This window comes from Nostoc sp. TCL26-01 (assembly GCF_013393945.1).
Classification (GTDB): domain Bacteria; phylum Cyanobacteriota; class Cyanobacteriia; order Cyanobacteriales; family Nostocaceae; genus Trichormus.
This window is the reverse complement of record NZ_CP040297.1, coordinates 898,684-915,079: the sequence shown is the minus strand read 5'-3', so window position 1 is coordinate 915,079 and position 16,396 is coordinate 898,684. Positions and strand designations below refer to the sequence as shown.

The following is a 16,396-nucleotide window of genomic DNA, read 5'->3' as shown; positions in this document are numbered from 1 at the left end:
GGCGACAGGAACGCACTATCTCACTATTGACTATTGACAAAAAAGCCAGAAAATTTAGTGACACTGCGTAAGTCCTAAATTATACATTTTTCTATTTCTTGACTGAAAAAGTTAAGGGTAATTCCACGGTGAAACTTGTTAAGCCATAACTACTTGTAACTTCAATTGTCCCTTGCAGATATTCAACTATTTTTTTCACCAATGTTAATCCTAATCCTGTACCGCTAGCTTGCCGAGAATCGCTATGAGGAATTAAATGAGATTTTTCAAAAATAGATAATTGTTCTTGGGTTTTGCTTTGGGGAAGGCGATAAAATGGTTCAAAGATGCGAGATTGATCTGCTAAAGGAATTTCTATGCCAGAATTGTTGATTTTCAGTTGGAAGCAGGGAGATAGAGATTCATGTTTTAGGGCAAATTCATGATCTTGCTCTTTAAAAGTTTTTGGGGTTTGACTGAGATTGAGTGTTACTGTGATGCGCTCACGAGCAGGGGTATATTTACAAGCATTCATTAGGAGTTCTGATACAATTCTCGTGACAAGATTTAAGTCAGAAACTAAAGGTGGTAAATAACTAGAAATACTAACTTCTAGAACTTGTTTTTGAACTTGGGCAATTTTTTGAAAACTGTTTACTATTTTAGGTAGCCAATGTTGAAGGGGAATAGAAGTTAACTCTAAAGGATAGTTGGCTGCATCAATGATGCGCATATTTAACAAATCATCTACCATATTTAGTTCTCGTTCACATTCGTAACGCAAAATACCTAAGTAACGAGATACTGATTCAGGGATAGAAGATGTTGTTGATGATAAAATATCTTGCTGATTCAGGACATTTTCTAGCATGGATATGGCCATTTTGATATTTGATAATGGCGTTCGCATCTCATGAGAAGTAACTGTCAAAAAATCTTCTTTTAACTGATTGAGTCTTTGCAGTTCTACCATTTGTTCGGCGATTTGCTCAGTGCGTTCATTTGCGAGATTACGTTCTTCCAATAATCGTTTTTGCGTATCATCTCGAAAAACTATCACAGCACCTGTGATGACTCCATAGTTCTCTTTTAGAGGAGTTGCACTACCAGTGATGGGAATCATGGTTCCGTCTTTAGCAATCAGTAGCGTGCGATCGCCTAAATAGACTGTATTATGTTGTTGAATAGCAGCAATAATCTGATTTTGTACAGATTGTAAAGTCTGTTCGTCGATGAGTGGGAAAATTTTTGTTAAGGTCTGATCTTGTGCATCTACAAACTGCCATCCTGTTAAAGTTTCCCCTACACGATTCACATACTTGATTTGTAACTGTGCATCAACCACAATTACTCCATCTCCCATTTCCCTTAAAACTGAACTCAAAAATTGCTCACGTTCATAACAATTCAATGCTGTTTGAATTGCTACTTGAAGTTCTTGTTCTTTGACAGGTTTGAGAATATAACCAAAAGGGAGTGTTAGAGTAGCTCTTTCTACAGTGCTTCTGTCAGAATGTCCTGTAACATAAATAATGGGAATTTTTAGACTGTTCCAGATTTCCTCGGCTGCTTGAATACCATCTCTATCACCTTTTAGTCTGATATCCATCAAAATCAAATTTGGTAGCAGTTCAGAGGCTTTTTCGATAGCTGCTTGTGCAGAGTCGGCAATATCCAAAACCAAGTATCCTAAAGACTCTAAATTTTCTTGTAAGTTAGTGGCCAGAATATATTCATCTTCCACAATCAGAATTTTGATTACCTGAAGTTTCTTGGTGTTAGGAGCAATGCCAGCCATTTTTATATCCTACTGTACATCAAAGGAATTTTTACTTCTGTTCTTTGCTGAGTGTTGATTTTGGGTTTACTGTGCATTGGCCTAACTTAACCTCGGGCTAAATTATTCTCTAATACTTGAGCTTTTTTAGCGTTACATTATCTTGGCATTACAACTCTATTATCTCTCATCATCAGTGTCAAACTACTATTACCTGTTGACAGCAATTTGCTGATAAATTACCTTTTCTCATTTCTAGCCTCTATTGCCCAGATAAAAAAATCCCTCTGCTATTCATATAGTCAGAGGGCAGTGATATGGTGTGAGGAGCAAACTAATTGTTTACTTGATATTTAGATTATCATCCGATTGTGACAACTCTATCACAATCAGATGAAGCTCATGCGATCGCTACTGATACCATTTCACGTTAATCATGATACACATGAATCATATAGAGACGTTGCAATGCAACGTCTCTACTGTTTCACACACATTTAAAGGATAGGGAAGAGGGGATAGGGGATAGGGAACAGGGAACAGGGAACAGGGAACAGGGAAAGGGGAAATAAACCACCCATAAGGAATGAGGTTTCAACATACCTGGCGATACAAGGATTTTGTCACCCACAAGGGGCGAGATTTTGAACCTTTAGTATCACCTATCACCTATCACCTATCACCTATCACCTATCACTTATCACCTATCACCTATTCCCTTTTCAAAAATTCGCTAAAATCCCAAATTTTAGGGCTTTCTTTGCCAATAATTAATGGTAGTTTGCCATTCCATTTTTCTATTGCTTGTTTTTGTAGTAGTTGTGTTGTTAAGCCGTCACGTAACAGCCTGTAAGCTTCCGCTTCACCTCTGGCAATATTCACTTTAGCTTCAGCGTCTTTGGCTGCTTTTAGCGCTACAAATTCGGCGCGTTTTGCTTCTTGTTCGGCTACTTGCTTGGCTTCGACAGCTTCACCAAATCTTTCGGAAAAGTGAACATGAACTAAAGAAATATCATCAACAGTAATGTGATAATTAGCAAGTCTTGTAGTTAATGCTATATCTACTCCTGCCTTAACTTCTCCTCTTTTAGTAATAATTTCTTCGGCAGTATATTGAGCCATAACAGCTTTGAGTACTTCTTCTATTGCTGGGTTAATGATTTTGTTAATGATGTTTTGTAAATCTCCTATTTGTTGAAAAATTAGATTAACTGCTTCAGGGTTAATACGCCAATTTAAAGCTACATCAGTGAAGACATCTTGTAAATCTTTAGAAGAAGCTTCCGCAGAAATTTCTTGTTTTTGGACTCGGACGCTTAATTTTTCTACTGTATTGACTACTGGGATCATCATGTGCAAGCCTTCTCCTAGTATTTGGTCTTGCACTTTGCCAAACTCCATTAATACACCGCGTTCTCCGGCATTGACAATAACAAACGGTGTGAGAAATATGGTAATTAAACATAAAAGTGCAGTTAGTTTACCAGCACTATTGAGAGCTTTATTTTTAGTCATTGCTAGGTCAAAATTGGGAATGGGGCATTGTGCATGGGGGCAATTAAATTTTGGATGTTGATTTCCATCACCAATTCTTGCTCCTTGCCTGTTTTTTCCCTACTCCCAAATCTTTACTTACTTTCCGTAGTAAACTCTAGCATTACCGAATCCCATATTTCGCAGATACTTGTTCCATTGTTCTGCTTCGTTTCTTTGCAAGAAGGGGCCTACGGCTACGTGTGGCCCTAGTGGTTGTCTTCTTTCTGAAACTAAACCATACTGTCCTACAGTTAGTCTAATTCGGTCAGCGATTGAGGGTAACTCTTGTGATTTGGCGGGGATGGAGACGTAATATCTGGGTTTTTGATTGCTATAATTGCCTCCGCCTGGAGAATTGGGTATTTCCCCGCCATCACCAAAGCTGAGAACTCTTCCACCATAAATTCCAGATAATTCTAGTTCTCTGACTCGCTGTTGGGCATTTGATTGTCGATTAAAGACTCCCGCTTGAATGACGGAACGTCCGTTGTATTGGCGGATGTAAGCACTGGGTTCAATGCGTTTTACTTGTCGTAGAGTGTTGTTATTAGCACTGTCAACGTAGACTACATAACGTTGAAAGTTTTGGCTATATTGGTTTTGGGCTGGTTGATAGTAATTCTGATCATATTGATTTTGATTGAATTCCACCCCTTGTGTGGGTACATTAGGTGGTGGTGGGAGGTTCTCAAATACCGCTTGAGTTAGTAAGACTCCATGATTTTGTTTGGTTTGTGCTTGTGCTGGACTGCTGTGAGCAATTAATCCTAACCAACCACCTAACAATATGGTTATGATAGGCAAGGCAATAGGTTTACTGATTATTTGATTGGACATAGTAATAGCAAAGTTTATGGACGATCGCCTGAATGAGTAACTATATAGTGTTAGCTTAAGGTAAGTATGTGCAAGTGGCAACGGACACATCTAAAAAACCTGCGATCGCCAAAGGTAAGGCGCAGCCCATCGCTGCTACGAATTTCTGAGTTTGGCAACTAGAGTGCTTTGCTAGTAAGGCTTTGCCGATATATATGCTATAATTAAAAAGTTAGCTTGGGAAAAACTTTTTGCCAGCCATTGTCGTCAGTCAAGATTATTTAATAATTCCCTATTCTCCTACATAGAAGCTAAACGCAGCATCTTCTAGAGCAGCGAGTAGCCAAGCAAAGTTGATAATTATGAAAAAAGTTGTCGTTGGTCTTTCTGGTGGCGTTGATAGTTCCACAGCTGCCACTATTTTACATCATCAGGGCTATGAAGTAATTGGTTTAACCCTTTGGCTGATGAAAGGTAAAGGGCAGTGTTGCTCTGAAGGAATGATTGACGCGGCAGAACTTTGTGAGCAGTTAGGTATCCCTCATCAAGTTGTGGATATGCGGGATGTATTTCAAACCAATATTGTTGATTATTTGGTAACTGGTTATGGTGCAGGTATTACACCATTACCCTGTTCTCAGTGCAACAAAACGGTGAAGTTTGGGCCGATGGTAGAGTATGCGCGTGAACAGTTGGGATGCGATCGCATCGCCACAGGTCATTATGCCCGAATTAGCTACGACGACGCAACTGGGCGTTACCAATTGTTAAGAGCATTAGATCGCCATAAAGACCAATCATACTTCTTATATGATCTCTCCCAAGATTTATTAGCTGCATCCCTATTTCCTCTGGGGGAAATGGCAAAAACTGATACCCGCCGCATTGCGGCTGAATATGGCTTAAAAACTGCGGATAAGCCTGAAAGTCAAGATTTATGCTTAGTGGAAAGCAACGGTTCCATGCGGGCATTTTTAGACAAATATCTGACTCCCAAAACCGGCGATATTGTAGACACCACAGGCAAAGTTTTAGGACAACATGATGGTGTACATCATTACACCATTGGCCAGCGTAAAGGCTTGGGAATTGCTGCGGCTGAACCACTATATGTGATTGAATTAGATGCAGTTAATAACCGGGTAGTAGTAGGCGATCGCACTAAGGTAACTCAACCAGAATGTCTAGTAGATCGAGTAAACTGGGTGTCCATTGCTGCACCATCTGCACCCATCCGCGCTGAAGTGCAAATTCGCTATCGTGCCACCCCTGAACCCGTGACAGTGATTCCTCTGGAAGACTCCCGTGTGCGGATAGTCTTTGATGAACCTCAGTTCAGCATTACTCCTGGACAAGCGGCGGTGTGGTATGACGGTGATCAAGTTTTGGGTGGGGGAATTATTATTAATTCGTAATACTCGCCTGTGTAGAAGTCTACGAATTAATTGGTGGGCAATATCAGCTCTTACCAGCCAATGAGAAAAGGCATCATACCATACATCCTTTAGGTGTTGAGTTGGGTATGTGGCACGGAGAATACCAAAAAGCTATAGTTGTAATTAAAGTAAATATAAGCGTAGCCCCACCTCCCCTTTGGTTGCTAAACTAAACAATAACCCTTACATCCTGCAAAGGCGTTTTATGACCTCTGCAACCAATCCAGCCACCGAACTCACCCCATTTCCCGACCATACGCAGCTACCAGAGTCTGATGGTACTTTCGTGAAAAATTTCCAGGAACATCCCCAAAGCATCCTCATCACAGACTCCATTAAACCAATATTGCAAAAACGTCATCCTGATGGACAATATTGCATTGGTCAAGATTGTGGTATTTACTGGCGCTTGACTGACCCCCCAGAGAAAGGAGCAGCAGCACCGGATTGGTTCTATGTTGGAAATGTACCACCCTCGCTCGATGGACAAACACGCAGGTCTTATGTGTTGTGGCGCGAGTTTATTGCCCCGTTGATTGCGTTGGAATTTGTTTCTGGAGATGGTAGCGAGGAGCGAGACAAAACCCCTTGGAAAGGCAAGTTTTGGATTTATGAACAGGTAATTCGTCCTCCCTTCTATGGTATTTATGAAGTCAATAAAGCCAGTGTAGAAGTCTATGAATTAATTGGTGGAAAATATCAAATATTACCAGCCAATGAGAGGGGACATTACACCATAGATCCTTTAGGTGTGGAGTTAGGTATATGGCAGGACTCATACCAAAATATGCAATTACCTTGGTTGCGTTGGTGGGATTTGCAAGGTAATTTATTGTTGACTGGTGAGGAAAGAGCTGAACAAGAACATCAGAGAGCAGAGCAGGAACATCAGAGGGCAGAGCAAGAACATCAGAGGGCAGAGCAAGAACGTCAACGAGCTGATCGCTTAATTGCCCAATTGCGATCGCTCGGCGTTGAACCAGAAGCTTAGGTTTTTAGCTGATTTGTTTAATTTCTGCTTCGTTAGGTAATTTTATCCTAAAGGCGATCGCTCGTTGACGAATTTCCCACAAATCCTTGGCTCTTTGTCAGATAAACTTGGCAGAGTTATGAGTTATCGCTCTAACTCAAATCTAATTGTTCTCGCAAAGCTGCGGGTATATTCAAGGCTGTCTCTAAACCTCGCACATTCTCCCATTGCGGCTTTTCTCCCCAGGTCGTTTCCTCTAAGTTGGCTTCACTGACATCCATATCATCAAGCACAGCATAGCTCAGGTTAGCGCTGCTGAGATCAGCACCGTTGAGAATTGCACCACTGAGGTTACTACCACTGAGGTTAGCACTGTTGAGGTTAGCAAAGCTGAGGTCAGTTCCTAAGAGTACAGCATCAGTTAGGTCTGCACCTGTGAGGTCGGCTTCGTTAAGGATACCACCACTTAAATCAGCATCGTTGAGAATTACACCACTCAAGTCTACGCCACTTAAGTCTGCACCCAAGAACATGGCACAGTTGAGTTTAGCACGGTTGAGTTTAGCACCGTTGAGTTTGGCGTAACTGAGGTCGGCAGCAATGAGGATAGCATCACTCAAATTAGTACTGAAGAGAATCGTATCACTGAGGTTAGCACCGTTAAGTATTCCATGACTTAAATCTGCACCACTGAGGTCAGCACGGCAAAGATCAGCACGACTCAAGTCAACATGGGTGAGGATGGCATCACTGAGGTTAGTACCAAAAAGGATGGCATTGCTCAGATTAGCACGGCAGAGTTCAGCATCGCGGAGATTTGTCCCACTGAGGTTAGCATGAGATAATTCAGCAGCATTGAGGTGACAATTACTGAGATCAGCACGATTGAGATCAGTACGCTGAAGATTCGCACCCGTGAGGTTAGCACCTGTGAGATTAGCGCTACTGAAGTCTGCACCACTCAGGTTTGCCCCACTGAGATTAGTACTGCTGAGATTAGCATCAGCAAAGTTTGCGCCAGTGAGATTAGCGTTAGTAAAGTTTGTACCTGTGAGGTTAGCATCACCAAGGTACGCGCCACTCAGGTTAGCGCCGCTAAAGTTGACTCCCGTGAGGTTAGCATTACCCAAGTATGCACCTTGCAAGTTACTTCCTCGGAGAAACTCACCGACGATACTGCTAAAGTTGCCAATTTCAATAGCATCACTGTAGTTAATTACTCGCAGCAATTGGCAGGTGAAAAAGTTATCTGTATCGGCTGGGGTTGAAGGATAGAAGTTGATTTTGGGCTTGAGTTCGGCTTGTGCTTGGGCGTAGCGGTGTAACTCCAGGAGTAAAATTAAGACATTAAGCCCTGTGTAGATGTCTACCTGCCTTAGCCCGATCGCTCTGTCTGGATTTTGTGCTATTATTTCGATCAATTTTCTCTGCGGCAAATTATCACCTGGAGGCGCATCAATAAATTCTCCGCCACACCAACGTTGGTAAAAATTTTCTAGGCGTTGGAACAGTAAAATAGCTGGCCATTGCTCTTTAGCAATAAGTAAGTCCATGACTTGTGCGACTATTTCTATAGTCAATGCACCATTGCCTAGTAGATCATATATCTCTTCGTGGAGTTGGCGATCGCTCATCTCGAACTTGCCACCATCTCCTTGTTTTGTCCATTTTTGTAAGCTTTTTGGCAATTGTTGAGACAAAATATCTTTGTGTAAGTTAAGTTGAGAAAAATTTACATGATGATCTAGTTTTTGAATCTGTTGTCTTGGAGGTAAAAACTCTATGGACTCAACATACCTTGTTAAAGGTCTATTTTTTGACCTTGCACCTTTAACATAATTTTGCAAAAGTTGCCAAACTTGAGGTAATTGTGACATTGTTTTATCCGTTAAGACTAATTACCAGCTTTGCAAGATACATAGCCATCCGCATTGATTCCTAAAACAGGTAACAGGTAACAGGTAACAGGGAATAGGTAACAAGTAACAGGAAAAAAGCTTTTGACCATTGACTAATGACTATTGACTAATGACTAATGACCATTGACTACTTAGGTTGTTTTTGTGAGATCAAGAGTAAAGTATAAAATAAATCTTAGTAATTGGTGTAAAAATATCAACAACATCTAACATACAAAATAGGCTAAATTTTCATGTTAAACGGGAAATCTCTGCCAGAGAAGGGTTAAAGCAGAAGCAGTAGGGGTTATTTTCAGCACTAACCTAAGCGCTAAAAATTACCAAAGATGTTTTCCCTTAACATAACTAGTCTGCTAAGACCAAAATTCGGGTGTTTTTAGAGAAAAAAGCATTACTTTGAGCTATTTTGACTAAATTATTATAGTTAATTAGTAATCAGTGCTAGGAAAAATCCTTACTTTGTCAATCAGGGATAGCTATAGATGATGAACAGATTCGCGTTTTATATAATTTTGTTACAGGGTTTGTTTTTAGGAATTGCCAGTGTTAATGCTCAGTTAACGTCAAGTGATAATGTCAACAAAACTTGGCAAAATCATCAAAAAAAATATGTAGCTACCAATCAAAATCCTCACTTGTACAGTCTGAAGCAAAGCCAGTCACTTTTGTCTCTCTATCCCGCTACTCAACTACAGAAACCAGCACAAGTTTGGGTAATTGATCAAAATCACCAAGTTGAACAACAATCCTTTAATTGGGTAGTTAATGATACTAAAAAAGCAGGTCAGCAACCCATATTACAAGTTGCCAAACCAGCAGATAAGCCTGAGAAAAAGCCGGAAACAGATGCTAAACCAGATAAGAAGGACGAACTAGAATCATTTGATGAAGTAGTTAAAGATACCCAAAAGTCAGAGGGATTATTTACCTTATATCGCCATCCAGAAAAAAATAAGATATATCTAGAAATTAAACCAGAACAACTCAATAAAAATTATTTAGCCACGAGTACACTAGAATCCGGGGTTGGTGAACGAGGAATTTATAGTGGTTTACCTCTGCAAGATTTTTTATTTTATTTTCAACGGGTAAATAACAAAATATCGTTTGTAGTGCGTAACGTCAATTTTCGCACACGAGAAGGAGATCCACAAGCGCGATCGCTCGCCCGTTCTTTTAGCGATTCTGTTCTCTACACCATCGATATCAAAAGCATTCATCCCCAACGCAAAACTCTGCTGATTGACTTGGGTGATTTACTCCTCACCGACTTGGCAGGATTATCTTTAGTTACAGGTAAGGCTGCTAATACAGATCAATCTTATTTTGGGGAAGCGAAAACTTTTCCGCAAAATTTAGAAATTGAGTCAGTGATGAACTTTTCTAGCACTGATAGCACTTCAGAGAATGAAATGTTCCGTTTGATGTCTTTACCTGATAGTCGTGGCTACACCTTGCGAGTTCATTATAGTCTATCTCAATTACCAGATAATAACTATCATGCCCGTTTAGCCGATGAACGGGTGGGTTATTTCATTACTGCTTATCAAGATTTATCCAAGGATGATCCCAGCGATCCCTTTGTGCGCTACATTAATCGCTGGCACTTAGAAAAACAAGACCCCGACGCACCCATATCTCGTCCCAAAAAACCCATTGTCTTTTGGATTGATAATGCCGTACCACCACAGTATCGTGAGGCGATTAAAGAAGGGGTACTGATGTGGAACCAAGCCTTCTTAAAAGCTGGGTTTAAGGATGCCATTGAAGCTAGACAAATGCCCAACAATGCTACATGGGACCCAGCAGATATCCGTTACAATACAATTCGCTGGATTAACACAGTTGATGGTTATTTCGCTATGGGGCCATCCCGTGTGAATCCTTTAACTGGGGAAATTTTAGACGCAGATATTTTGGTAGATGCTAGCTTTGTGCGATTGCTGAAGAGTAGATATCGCAGTCTTGTTGATCCCAACCAAACAAAAACCCGAACTTCTTTATCAACATTAATGGGAAAAGGCTTACTTTGTGGTAATGGTTTAAAGGCGAAAGGAACAAATAACAATCAGCCACAACCAACAAGGACAAGTAACCCTTGGCGTGGGTTATCTAAACTAGCGAGTGAGTATGATTTGTGTTATGGGATGGAAGCGGCAAACCAATTTGCCTTTGGTGCGTTAACCATGTCAATGTTACAAGATACCACTCCCACTCAAGAACAATTACAACAATATATTCATGAATATTTACGTCTAATTATTGCTCACGAAGTCGGACATACCCTGGGTTTGCGACACAATTTTCGGGGTAGCACACTTTTACCACCAGAAGAAATGAATAACCAAGAAATTACCCGGAATAAAGGCTTGGTAACTTCGGTGATGGACTACATTCCGCCAAATATTGCCCCACCAGGAACAAAGCAGGGAGACTACTTCCCTAGTATGGTGGGGCCTTATGATGAGTGGGCAATTAAGTATGGTTATACCCAAACCCAAGCCAAAACTCCGATAGCAGAAAAGCCTATTTTACAAGCAATCGCTAATCAATCAGACCAACCAGAGTTAAGTTACTCCCCAGATGAGGATGTCTATGACCTTGATCCCACCGCCGATGCTTGGGACAATAGTAACAACGTGCTAGTTTATTCCCAATGGCAGTTAGATAATTCCCGGCTAATGTGGGAACGCCTTAACAAGCGTTTTCCGATGGATGGAGAAGGTTATAGTGATGTTAGCGATCGCTTTAGTTCGATTTTAGGTAACTACTTTCAGAATATTCTCTACACCACAAAATATATCGGTGGCCAGTCTTTTTATCGACTCCAACAGGGGGAAATGTCATCGAGTAAAATTGCCCGCCCCAATCGTCTACCATTTGAACCAGTACCCGTAGAAAAACAACGACAAGCCTTAAAAGCACTGCAAAAATATGTCTTTGCTGAAGATGCTTTGAATTTCTCCCCAGAACTTCTCAATAAACTAGCCCCTTCCCGATGGTATCATTGGGGCAGTTACCCGCAAATTGGTCGGCTAGATTATCCCATTCATGATTTGGTGTTATTGTTACAAGGCGCAGTATTACGAGAATTACTCTCAGGCGATCGCTTAACTCGTCTCAAGGATATTGAACTCAAAAGTCCGCCTGATAAGTCACTAACCTTACCTGAGCTTTTTGATACTTTGCAAACTGGTATTTGGACGGAAGTCTTAAAACCCAAAGGTGGAGGCATGAAAATCACCAGTCTGCGACGAGGCTTGCAGCGCGAATATGTGGATATGTTAATCGGGATGGTGTTACGTCGAGACTATGTCCCAGAAGATGCCCGTTCACTGGCCAGGTATAAACTAAAACAGTTAGATGAAAAAATTCAGCAGGTTAATACCAGCGATGAGTATACCAAAGCGCATCTATTAGAAACAAGCGATCGCATCGAGAAAGCCTTAAATGCGCCTTTACAGGGGAATTAATCATGTGTGAGGAATGGGTAATTGGTAATTGGTAATTGGTAATTGGTAATTGGTAATTGGGTGAGGGAGTGCTGAGTAGTGACTATTGACTATTGACCATTGACTATTGACCATTGACTATTGACTATTGACTATTGACCATTGACTATTGACTATTGACTATTGACCATTGACTATTGACCATTGACCATTGACCATTGACTATTGACTATTGACCATTGACCATTGACCATTGACCATTGACCATTGACTATTGACCAATTACCAAAGATAAATCCGGTGTCAGTCTGTGCAAAACTTGCTTAATTACCATCGCTGTCCAATCAACATCAGCTTGTGTGGTATCACGTCCTAATGTGAGGCGAATTCCTCCCAACGCGGCTTTGGCAGAATAACCCATTGCCAGAAGTATGGGACTGGGGCTAAGTTTACCACTATGGCAAGCAGCACCGGCACTAATCCCAATTCCAGCGAGGTTTAGCTGACGTACCAAAGTTTTACCACTGAGTTTATTACCATCAGCTTGTGCTAGGTAGAAACTGACATGATGAGGTAAACGGTGTTCTAAATCGCCAGTGGGGATTAAATCAGGAACATCAGCTAACTGGGCAAATAAGCGATCGCGTAGTTTAATTAAACGTGGTGTTTCTGTCGGTAATTCGGCTGCTGCTAATTCGGCGGCGACTCCAAAACCGGCAATTATCGGTACTGCTTGGGTTCCAGAACGCAGTCCCCTTTCTTGTCCACCACCACCCATCAAAGGCTTTAACTCGACACCAGGACGGATATAAAGCGCCCCTGCGCCTTGTGGCCCATATAATTTATGACTAGAAAGGCTGAGTAAGTCTACAGGTAATTGCTGCACATCAATAGGTAAACGTCCCACCGCTTGCACTGCATCAGTATGAAACAAAGCACCATGTTGTTGAGCTATTTTACCTAATTGGGCGATCGCTTGGACTGTCCCAATTTCACTTTGACCGTAAATAACAGAAACTAATACAGTATTATGTCGCAATGCAGCTGTTAAATCTGCCGGATTGACTCTACCTGCTTGATTTACCCCCAAGCGGGTGACTTCCCAACCCCATTTTTCTAGGAGATTAGCTGGTTCAGTCACGGCGGAATGTTCCACACTAGAGATAATTATGTGTTGGGGTACTGTTTGCATTCTCACCACCCCCATAATTGCTAGGTTGTCCGCTTCTGTACCACCAGAAGTGAAAATAATCGACTCTGGATTAACCGCATTAATTAATCCAGCAACTTGAATTCTGGCTTGTTCTAGTATAGTTGCTGCCCGTTGTCCCCACTCATGCAAACTGGCAGGGTTACCCCATTGTTGAGTGAGGACTGTTTGCATAGCGGCGATCGCTTCTGGGCGAGTAGGTGTAGTAGCGCTGTAATCTAAATATATCTGCATATTACTAAATAATTTATCCCCTGGAGATACACTGCACAAAGGCAACTGACTACTAACCACTGACAACCGACAAATTTGGGAATGATAAATATATTCACTTCCAATCTACTTCTAGCAGATTACCGTGCAAGTTTTTCCCATATTCCCGAATTTTTTGCTCTTATTTTTGATATTAGCGATCGCTGCTTGTCAAAAGGTTCAGTCTGACAATCAGCGTCCTGCACCTCTACCACAAGACCCATTTGTAAAAGTTTACTTTAATCATTCCCCATCCTCAGAATATCGAGAACTTTATCGTCAACAAACTCGACTGGGGGATAACTTAGAACAAGAAATTATTGATGTGATTTCTCAAGCTAAATCTAGCGTAGATATAGCCGTCCAAGAACTACGCTTACCCAAAATTGCCCAAGCTTTAAGAGACAAGCAAAAAGCTGGAGTCAAAGTAAGAGTTATTTTAGAAAATACCTATAGTCGTCCTTGGAGTAGCTTAACTGCCAATGAAGTCAAAAAATTAACTCCCAGAGAAAAACAACGATATCAAGAATTTTTTAAATTCATGGACATGAATCGAGATCATCAACTCAGTCCAGAAGAAATCCAGCAAACAGATGCACTAATCATTCTGCAAAATGCCAAAATCCCTTGGATAGATGATCAAGCTGATGGTTCCGCCGGTAGTCAATTGATGCACCACAAATTTGTAGTTGTAGACAATCGTTTCGTCATTATCACATCGGCAAACTTGACACTTAGCGACACCTCTGGCGACTTTACTAATGCTACTAGTTTAGGCAATGCCAACAACCTCCTACAAATTGATAGTCCAGAAGTTGCTACTTTATTCACAGAAGAATTTAATATCATGTGGGGTGATGGGATGGGAGGAAAAACAGACAGTAAATTTGGCGTGAATAAACCAATACGTCCTCCCCAAACAATTATTTTAGGTAACAACAAAATTACTATACATTTCTCACCCACCCCTACCACCCAACCTTGGAGTAACACCAGCAATGGCTTAATTGGTGAAACCTTAAATTCAGCCAGCCAATCTGTCGATATGGCCTTATTCGTTTTTTCCGAACAGCGTCTGGCTAATATTCTAGAACAACGTCATCAACAAAATGTCAAAATTCGGGCTTTAATTGATAGACAGTTCGCATATCGTTCCTATAGCGAAGCCTTAGATATGATGGGAATTGATCTTAGTAATAAATGCCAAAATGAACTGGATAATCAGCCTTGGAAAAATCCCCTCACTACAGTAGGCGTACCAACATTACCCCAAGGCGATTTACTTCATCACAAATTTGCGATTATCGACAATCAAAGAGTCATTACTGGTTCACATAATTGGTCTGATGCTGCTAATCATGGCAATGATGAAACACTGATAGTCATTGATAATCCTACCATTGCTGCTCATTATGAACGGGAATTCACAAGTCTTTATACTCATGGTCAAATTGGTATCCCAGCAAAAGTGCAAAATAAAGTTAAACAAGCCAAAACTCAATGTCCACAAATTAAAACTCCCACCTCTAGCAACAATCAATTAATCCAAGTAGTCAATATCAACACAGCTAATGCGACAGAATTAGCCACATTACCTGGTGTTGGAGAAAAGCTAGCTCAAAAAATTATTACAGCCCGTCAACAGCGTAAATTTACATCATTACCAGATTTAGAACAAGTCCCTGGCATTAGTAACAAAATGATCATTAAATGGCAAGACAGAATAAAGTATTAATTCACATTTCTACTGTTGACTGAAGATTAAAAACCCGGTTTGAAATAAGCCAACAATAAAACCTAAAACACCACCTAAAGTGACGATCGCCTGCAATTCGTTCTTGACAATTCCCTCAATTGCTGCTTCTAAATCAGCCGGGGAAGTTGACTTAACACGATCAACAATCACTTGATCAATTGATAAAATAGGTATGGCTTGGGCAACGATCGCTTCTAAATCTTTTTCTAAATATCGTTCCAAAATTAGTGCTAATTCTTGACTGACAACTTCTAAAGAAGTCATCACCACAGGTGAATTGCTGAGACGATTTAGCAGCAACCCAGCGATGTTTTCCCAATCTACAGACTCTGTTAATCCTTGGAGTAAATCACTACCGCTAGTTTGAATGTATTGACGGACACTTTCTCGTGCAGTTTTGCGGAGTTGACGCACTGTACCGATAGGCAGATTTTGCAGAGTTAAATTTTGCAAGATTTTTTTGATGCGATCGCGCAATTGCAAATCTTTAATTAATTCTTTTAAGCGATCGTTTGTGGCTTCTTTTTCATCTAAGCAAAACGTTCTTAGTCTTGTCAAAGTATTGCGTAATCCAAAGAGATTGGCAACTACCCAATAAGTCCCACTAGTTTTTTCCCGAAAGCTTTCATCAATAATTTGAATTGTGCGATCAGTTAAAAAATCTATGATTGCCTGTCGTAAAACATCCGGCGGCAAAACTATTTCTAATAACCAATCGGCTAATCTAGTTGATTGCTCTTCACTCAGTTGTAACTCTAGTAATACTTGATCAAAAATTTGGTTGATTTGTGCTTCTAAAAAATCTTCTCTTCTGGCTAAAACTTTTAATAGACGTGGCAAAGATTCTCCTAACAAATCACGGAGAATACCAGCGACAATTTTGGCACTTTTCTGATTTGTATCGGTTTTAATTTGGTCTATGGCCATTTGTAACAACCACAGAATTGCCGACTGTACTCGTTCTGTTTGCAATAAACGTCGTGCCAGTTTTTGCAATTCATCGGGTGTTAGTAACGACCCCATAATTGTATCGGAAATATTCTTAGCCAAACGCTCCTGGTTGCGCGGGATCAATCCAGGTGTAAACGGCACTCTTCGTCCACTAATATAGATTGCTTTGTAGGGACGAAATAACATTTTTATGGCTACATCATTTGTGAAATAGCCAATAATTCCACCCAATACCGGGGGAGATACATACAACCAAAGATGAGACCAATCCACAGTTTTTTGGATTAGGAATGGGGAACGTGTAACGGGTGATAGGTAATAGGCAATTTGAACTTTTCCAAT

At 40.7% G+C, this 16,396-nt stretch carries 10 protein-coding genes and 1 pseudogene; 5 read left to right on the top strand and 6 right to left on the bottom strand.

Annotated features, from left to right (window positions below):
- Positions 1-91 precede the first annotated feature (91 nt).
- From FD725_RS03820 to FD725_RS03810, 3 genes are all read right to left on the bottom strand, one after another.
- Positions 92-1,777: a response regulator gene (locus FD725_RS03820; RefSeq protein ID WP_179046889.1), complete on the bottom strand. Its 1,686-nt coding sequence runs from the start codon at positions 1,775-1,777 to the stop codon at positions 92-94.
- 690 nt (positions 1,778-2,467) lie between these two features.
- The gene (locus FD725_RS03815; protein ID WP_179046888.1) at positions 2,468-3,271 is read right to left on the bottom strand and encodes a prohibitin family protein; all 804 of its coding nucleotides are present in this window, start codon (positions 3,269-3,271) and stop codon (positions 2,468-2,470) included.
- Between the two features lie 117 nt (positions 3,272-3,388).
- Complete coding sequence (locus tag FD725_RS03810; RefSeq protein WP_179046887.1) at positions 3,389-4,129, bottom strand: hypothetical protein; 741 nt, start codon at positions 4,127-4,129, stop codon at positions 3,389-3,391.
- 341 nt (positions 4,130-4,470) lie between these two features.
- Here FD725_RS03810 and mnmA point away from each other — a divergent pair, with 341 nt between their 5' ends.
- The 3 genes and pseudogenes from mnmA (at position 4,471) to FD725_RS03800 (ending at position 6,535) form a co-directional block, all read left to right on the top strand.
- A complete protein-coding gene (mnmA, locus tag FD725_RS03805) occupies positions 4,471-5,523 on the top strand; it encodes a tRNA 2-thiouridine(34) synthase MnmA (protein ID WP_179046886.1) in 1,053 nt (350 codons plus the stop codon).
- A gap of 5 nt (positions 5,524-5,528) precedes the next feature.
- Positions 5,529-5,651 (top strand): annotated as a pseudogene (locus FD725_RS32285) (Uma2 family endonuclease); the annotation flags it as partial.
- A 98-nt stretch (positions 5,652-5,749) separates the two neighbouring features.
- Positions 5,750-6,535 carry a Uma2 family endonuclease gene (locus tag FD725_RS03800; RefSeq protein WP_179046885.1) on the top strand — a complete coding sequence of 262 codons (786 nt, stop codon included), beginning with the start codon at positions 5,750-5,752 and terminating at the stop codon, positions 6,533-6,535.
- A 131-nt stretch (positions 6,536-6,666) separates the two neighbouring features.
- Here FD725_RS03800 and FD725_RS03795 read toward each other — a convergent pair whose 3' ends face one another.
- Entirely contained in the window at positions 6,667-8,391 is a 1,725-nt protein-coding gene (locus tag FD725_RS03795; protein ID WP_179046884.1) for a pentapeptide repeat-containing protein, read from the bottom strand.
- A 527-nt stretch (positions 8,392-8,918) separates the two neighbouring features.
- Between FD725_RS03795 and FD725_RS03790 the strand changes: the two genes are divergently transcribed.
- On the top strand, positions 8,919-11,906 hold the full coding sequence (locus tag FD725_RS03790; RefSeq protein ID WP_179051412.1) for a zinc-dependent metalloprotease: 2,988 nt from the start codon (positions 8,919-8,921) through the stop codon (positions 11,904-11,906).
- Positions 11,907-12,156: 250 nt separating this feature from the next.
- On the opposite strand, the gene FD725_RS03785 is transcribed toward FD725_RS03790, so the two are convergent.
- The gene (locus FD725_RS03785) at positions 12,157-13,329 is read right to left on the bottom strand and encodes a cysteine desulfurase family protein (RefSeq protein WP_179051411.1); all 1,173 of its coding nucleotides are present in this window, start codon (positions 13,327-13,329) and stop codon (positions 12,157-12,159) included.
- 124 nt (positions 13,330-13,453) lie between these two features.
- On the opposite strand from FD725_RS03785, the gene FD725_RS03780 reads away from it, so the two are divergent.
- On the top strand, positions 13,454-15,082 hold the full coding sequence (locus tag FD725_RS03780) for a DUF655 domain-containing protein (protein WP_179046883.1): 1,629 nt from the start codon (positions 13,454-13,456) through the stop codon (positions 15,080-15,082).
- 9 nt (positions 15,083-15,091) lie between these two features.
- Here the strand turns inward: FD725_RS03780 and FD725_RS03775 are convergent, their stop codons facing one another.
- Positions 15,092-16,327 carry a DUF445 domain-containing protein gene (locus FD725_RS03775; RefSeq protein WP_179046882.1) on the bottom strand — a complete coding sequence of 412 codons (1,236 nt, stop codon included), beginning with the start codon at positions 16,325-16,327 and terminating at the stop codon, positions 15,092-15,094.
- Positions 16,328-16,396: the final 69 nt, after the last annotated feature.

What these genes read in the sequence shown, in the direction of transcription:
- FD725_RS03785 (WP_179051411.1), bottom strand. Translation starts at nt 13,329, where the DNA reads ATGCAGATATATTTAGATTACAGCGCTACTACACCTACTCGCCCAGAA.
- FD725_RS03820 (WP_179046889.1), bottom strand. Translation starts at nt 1,777, where the DNA reads ATGGCTGGCATTGCTCCTAACACCAAGAAACTTCAGGTAATCAAAATT.
- FD725_RS03795 (WP_179046884.1), bottom strand. Translation starts at nt 8,391, where the DNA reads ATGTCACAATTACCTCAAGTTTGGCAACTTTTGCAAAATTATGTTAAA.
- FD725_RS03800 (WP_179046885.1), top strand. Translation starts at nt 5,750, where the DNA reads ATGACCTCTGCAACCAATCCAGCCACCGAACTCACCCCATTTCCCGAC.
- mnmA (WP_179046886.1), top strand. Translation starts at nt 4,471, where the DNA reads ATGAAAAAAGTTGTCGTTGGTCTTTCTGGTGGCGTTGATAGTTCCACA.
- FD725_RS03810 (WP_179046887.1), bottom strand. Translation starts at nt 4,129, where the DNA reads ATGTCCAATCAAATAATCAGTAAACCTATTGCCTTGCCTATCATAACC.
- FD725_RS03815 (WP_179046888.1), bottom strand. Translation starts at nt 3,271, where the DNA reads ATGACTAAAAATAAAGCTCTCAATAGTGCTGGTAAACTAACTGCACTT.
- FD725_RS03790 (WP_179051412.1), top strand. Translation starts at nt 8,919, where the DNA reads ATGAACAGATTCGCGTTTTATATAATTTTGTTACAGGGTTTGTTTTTA.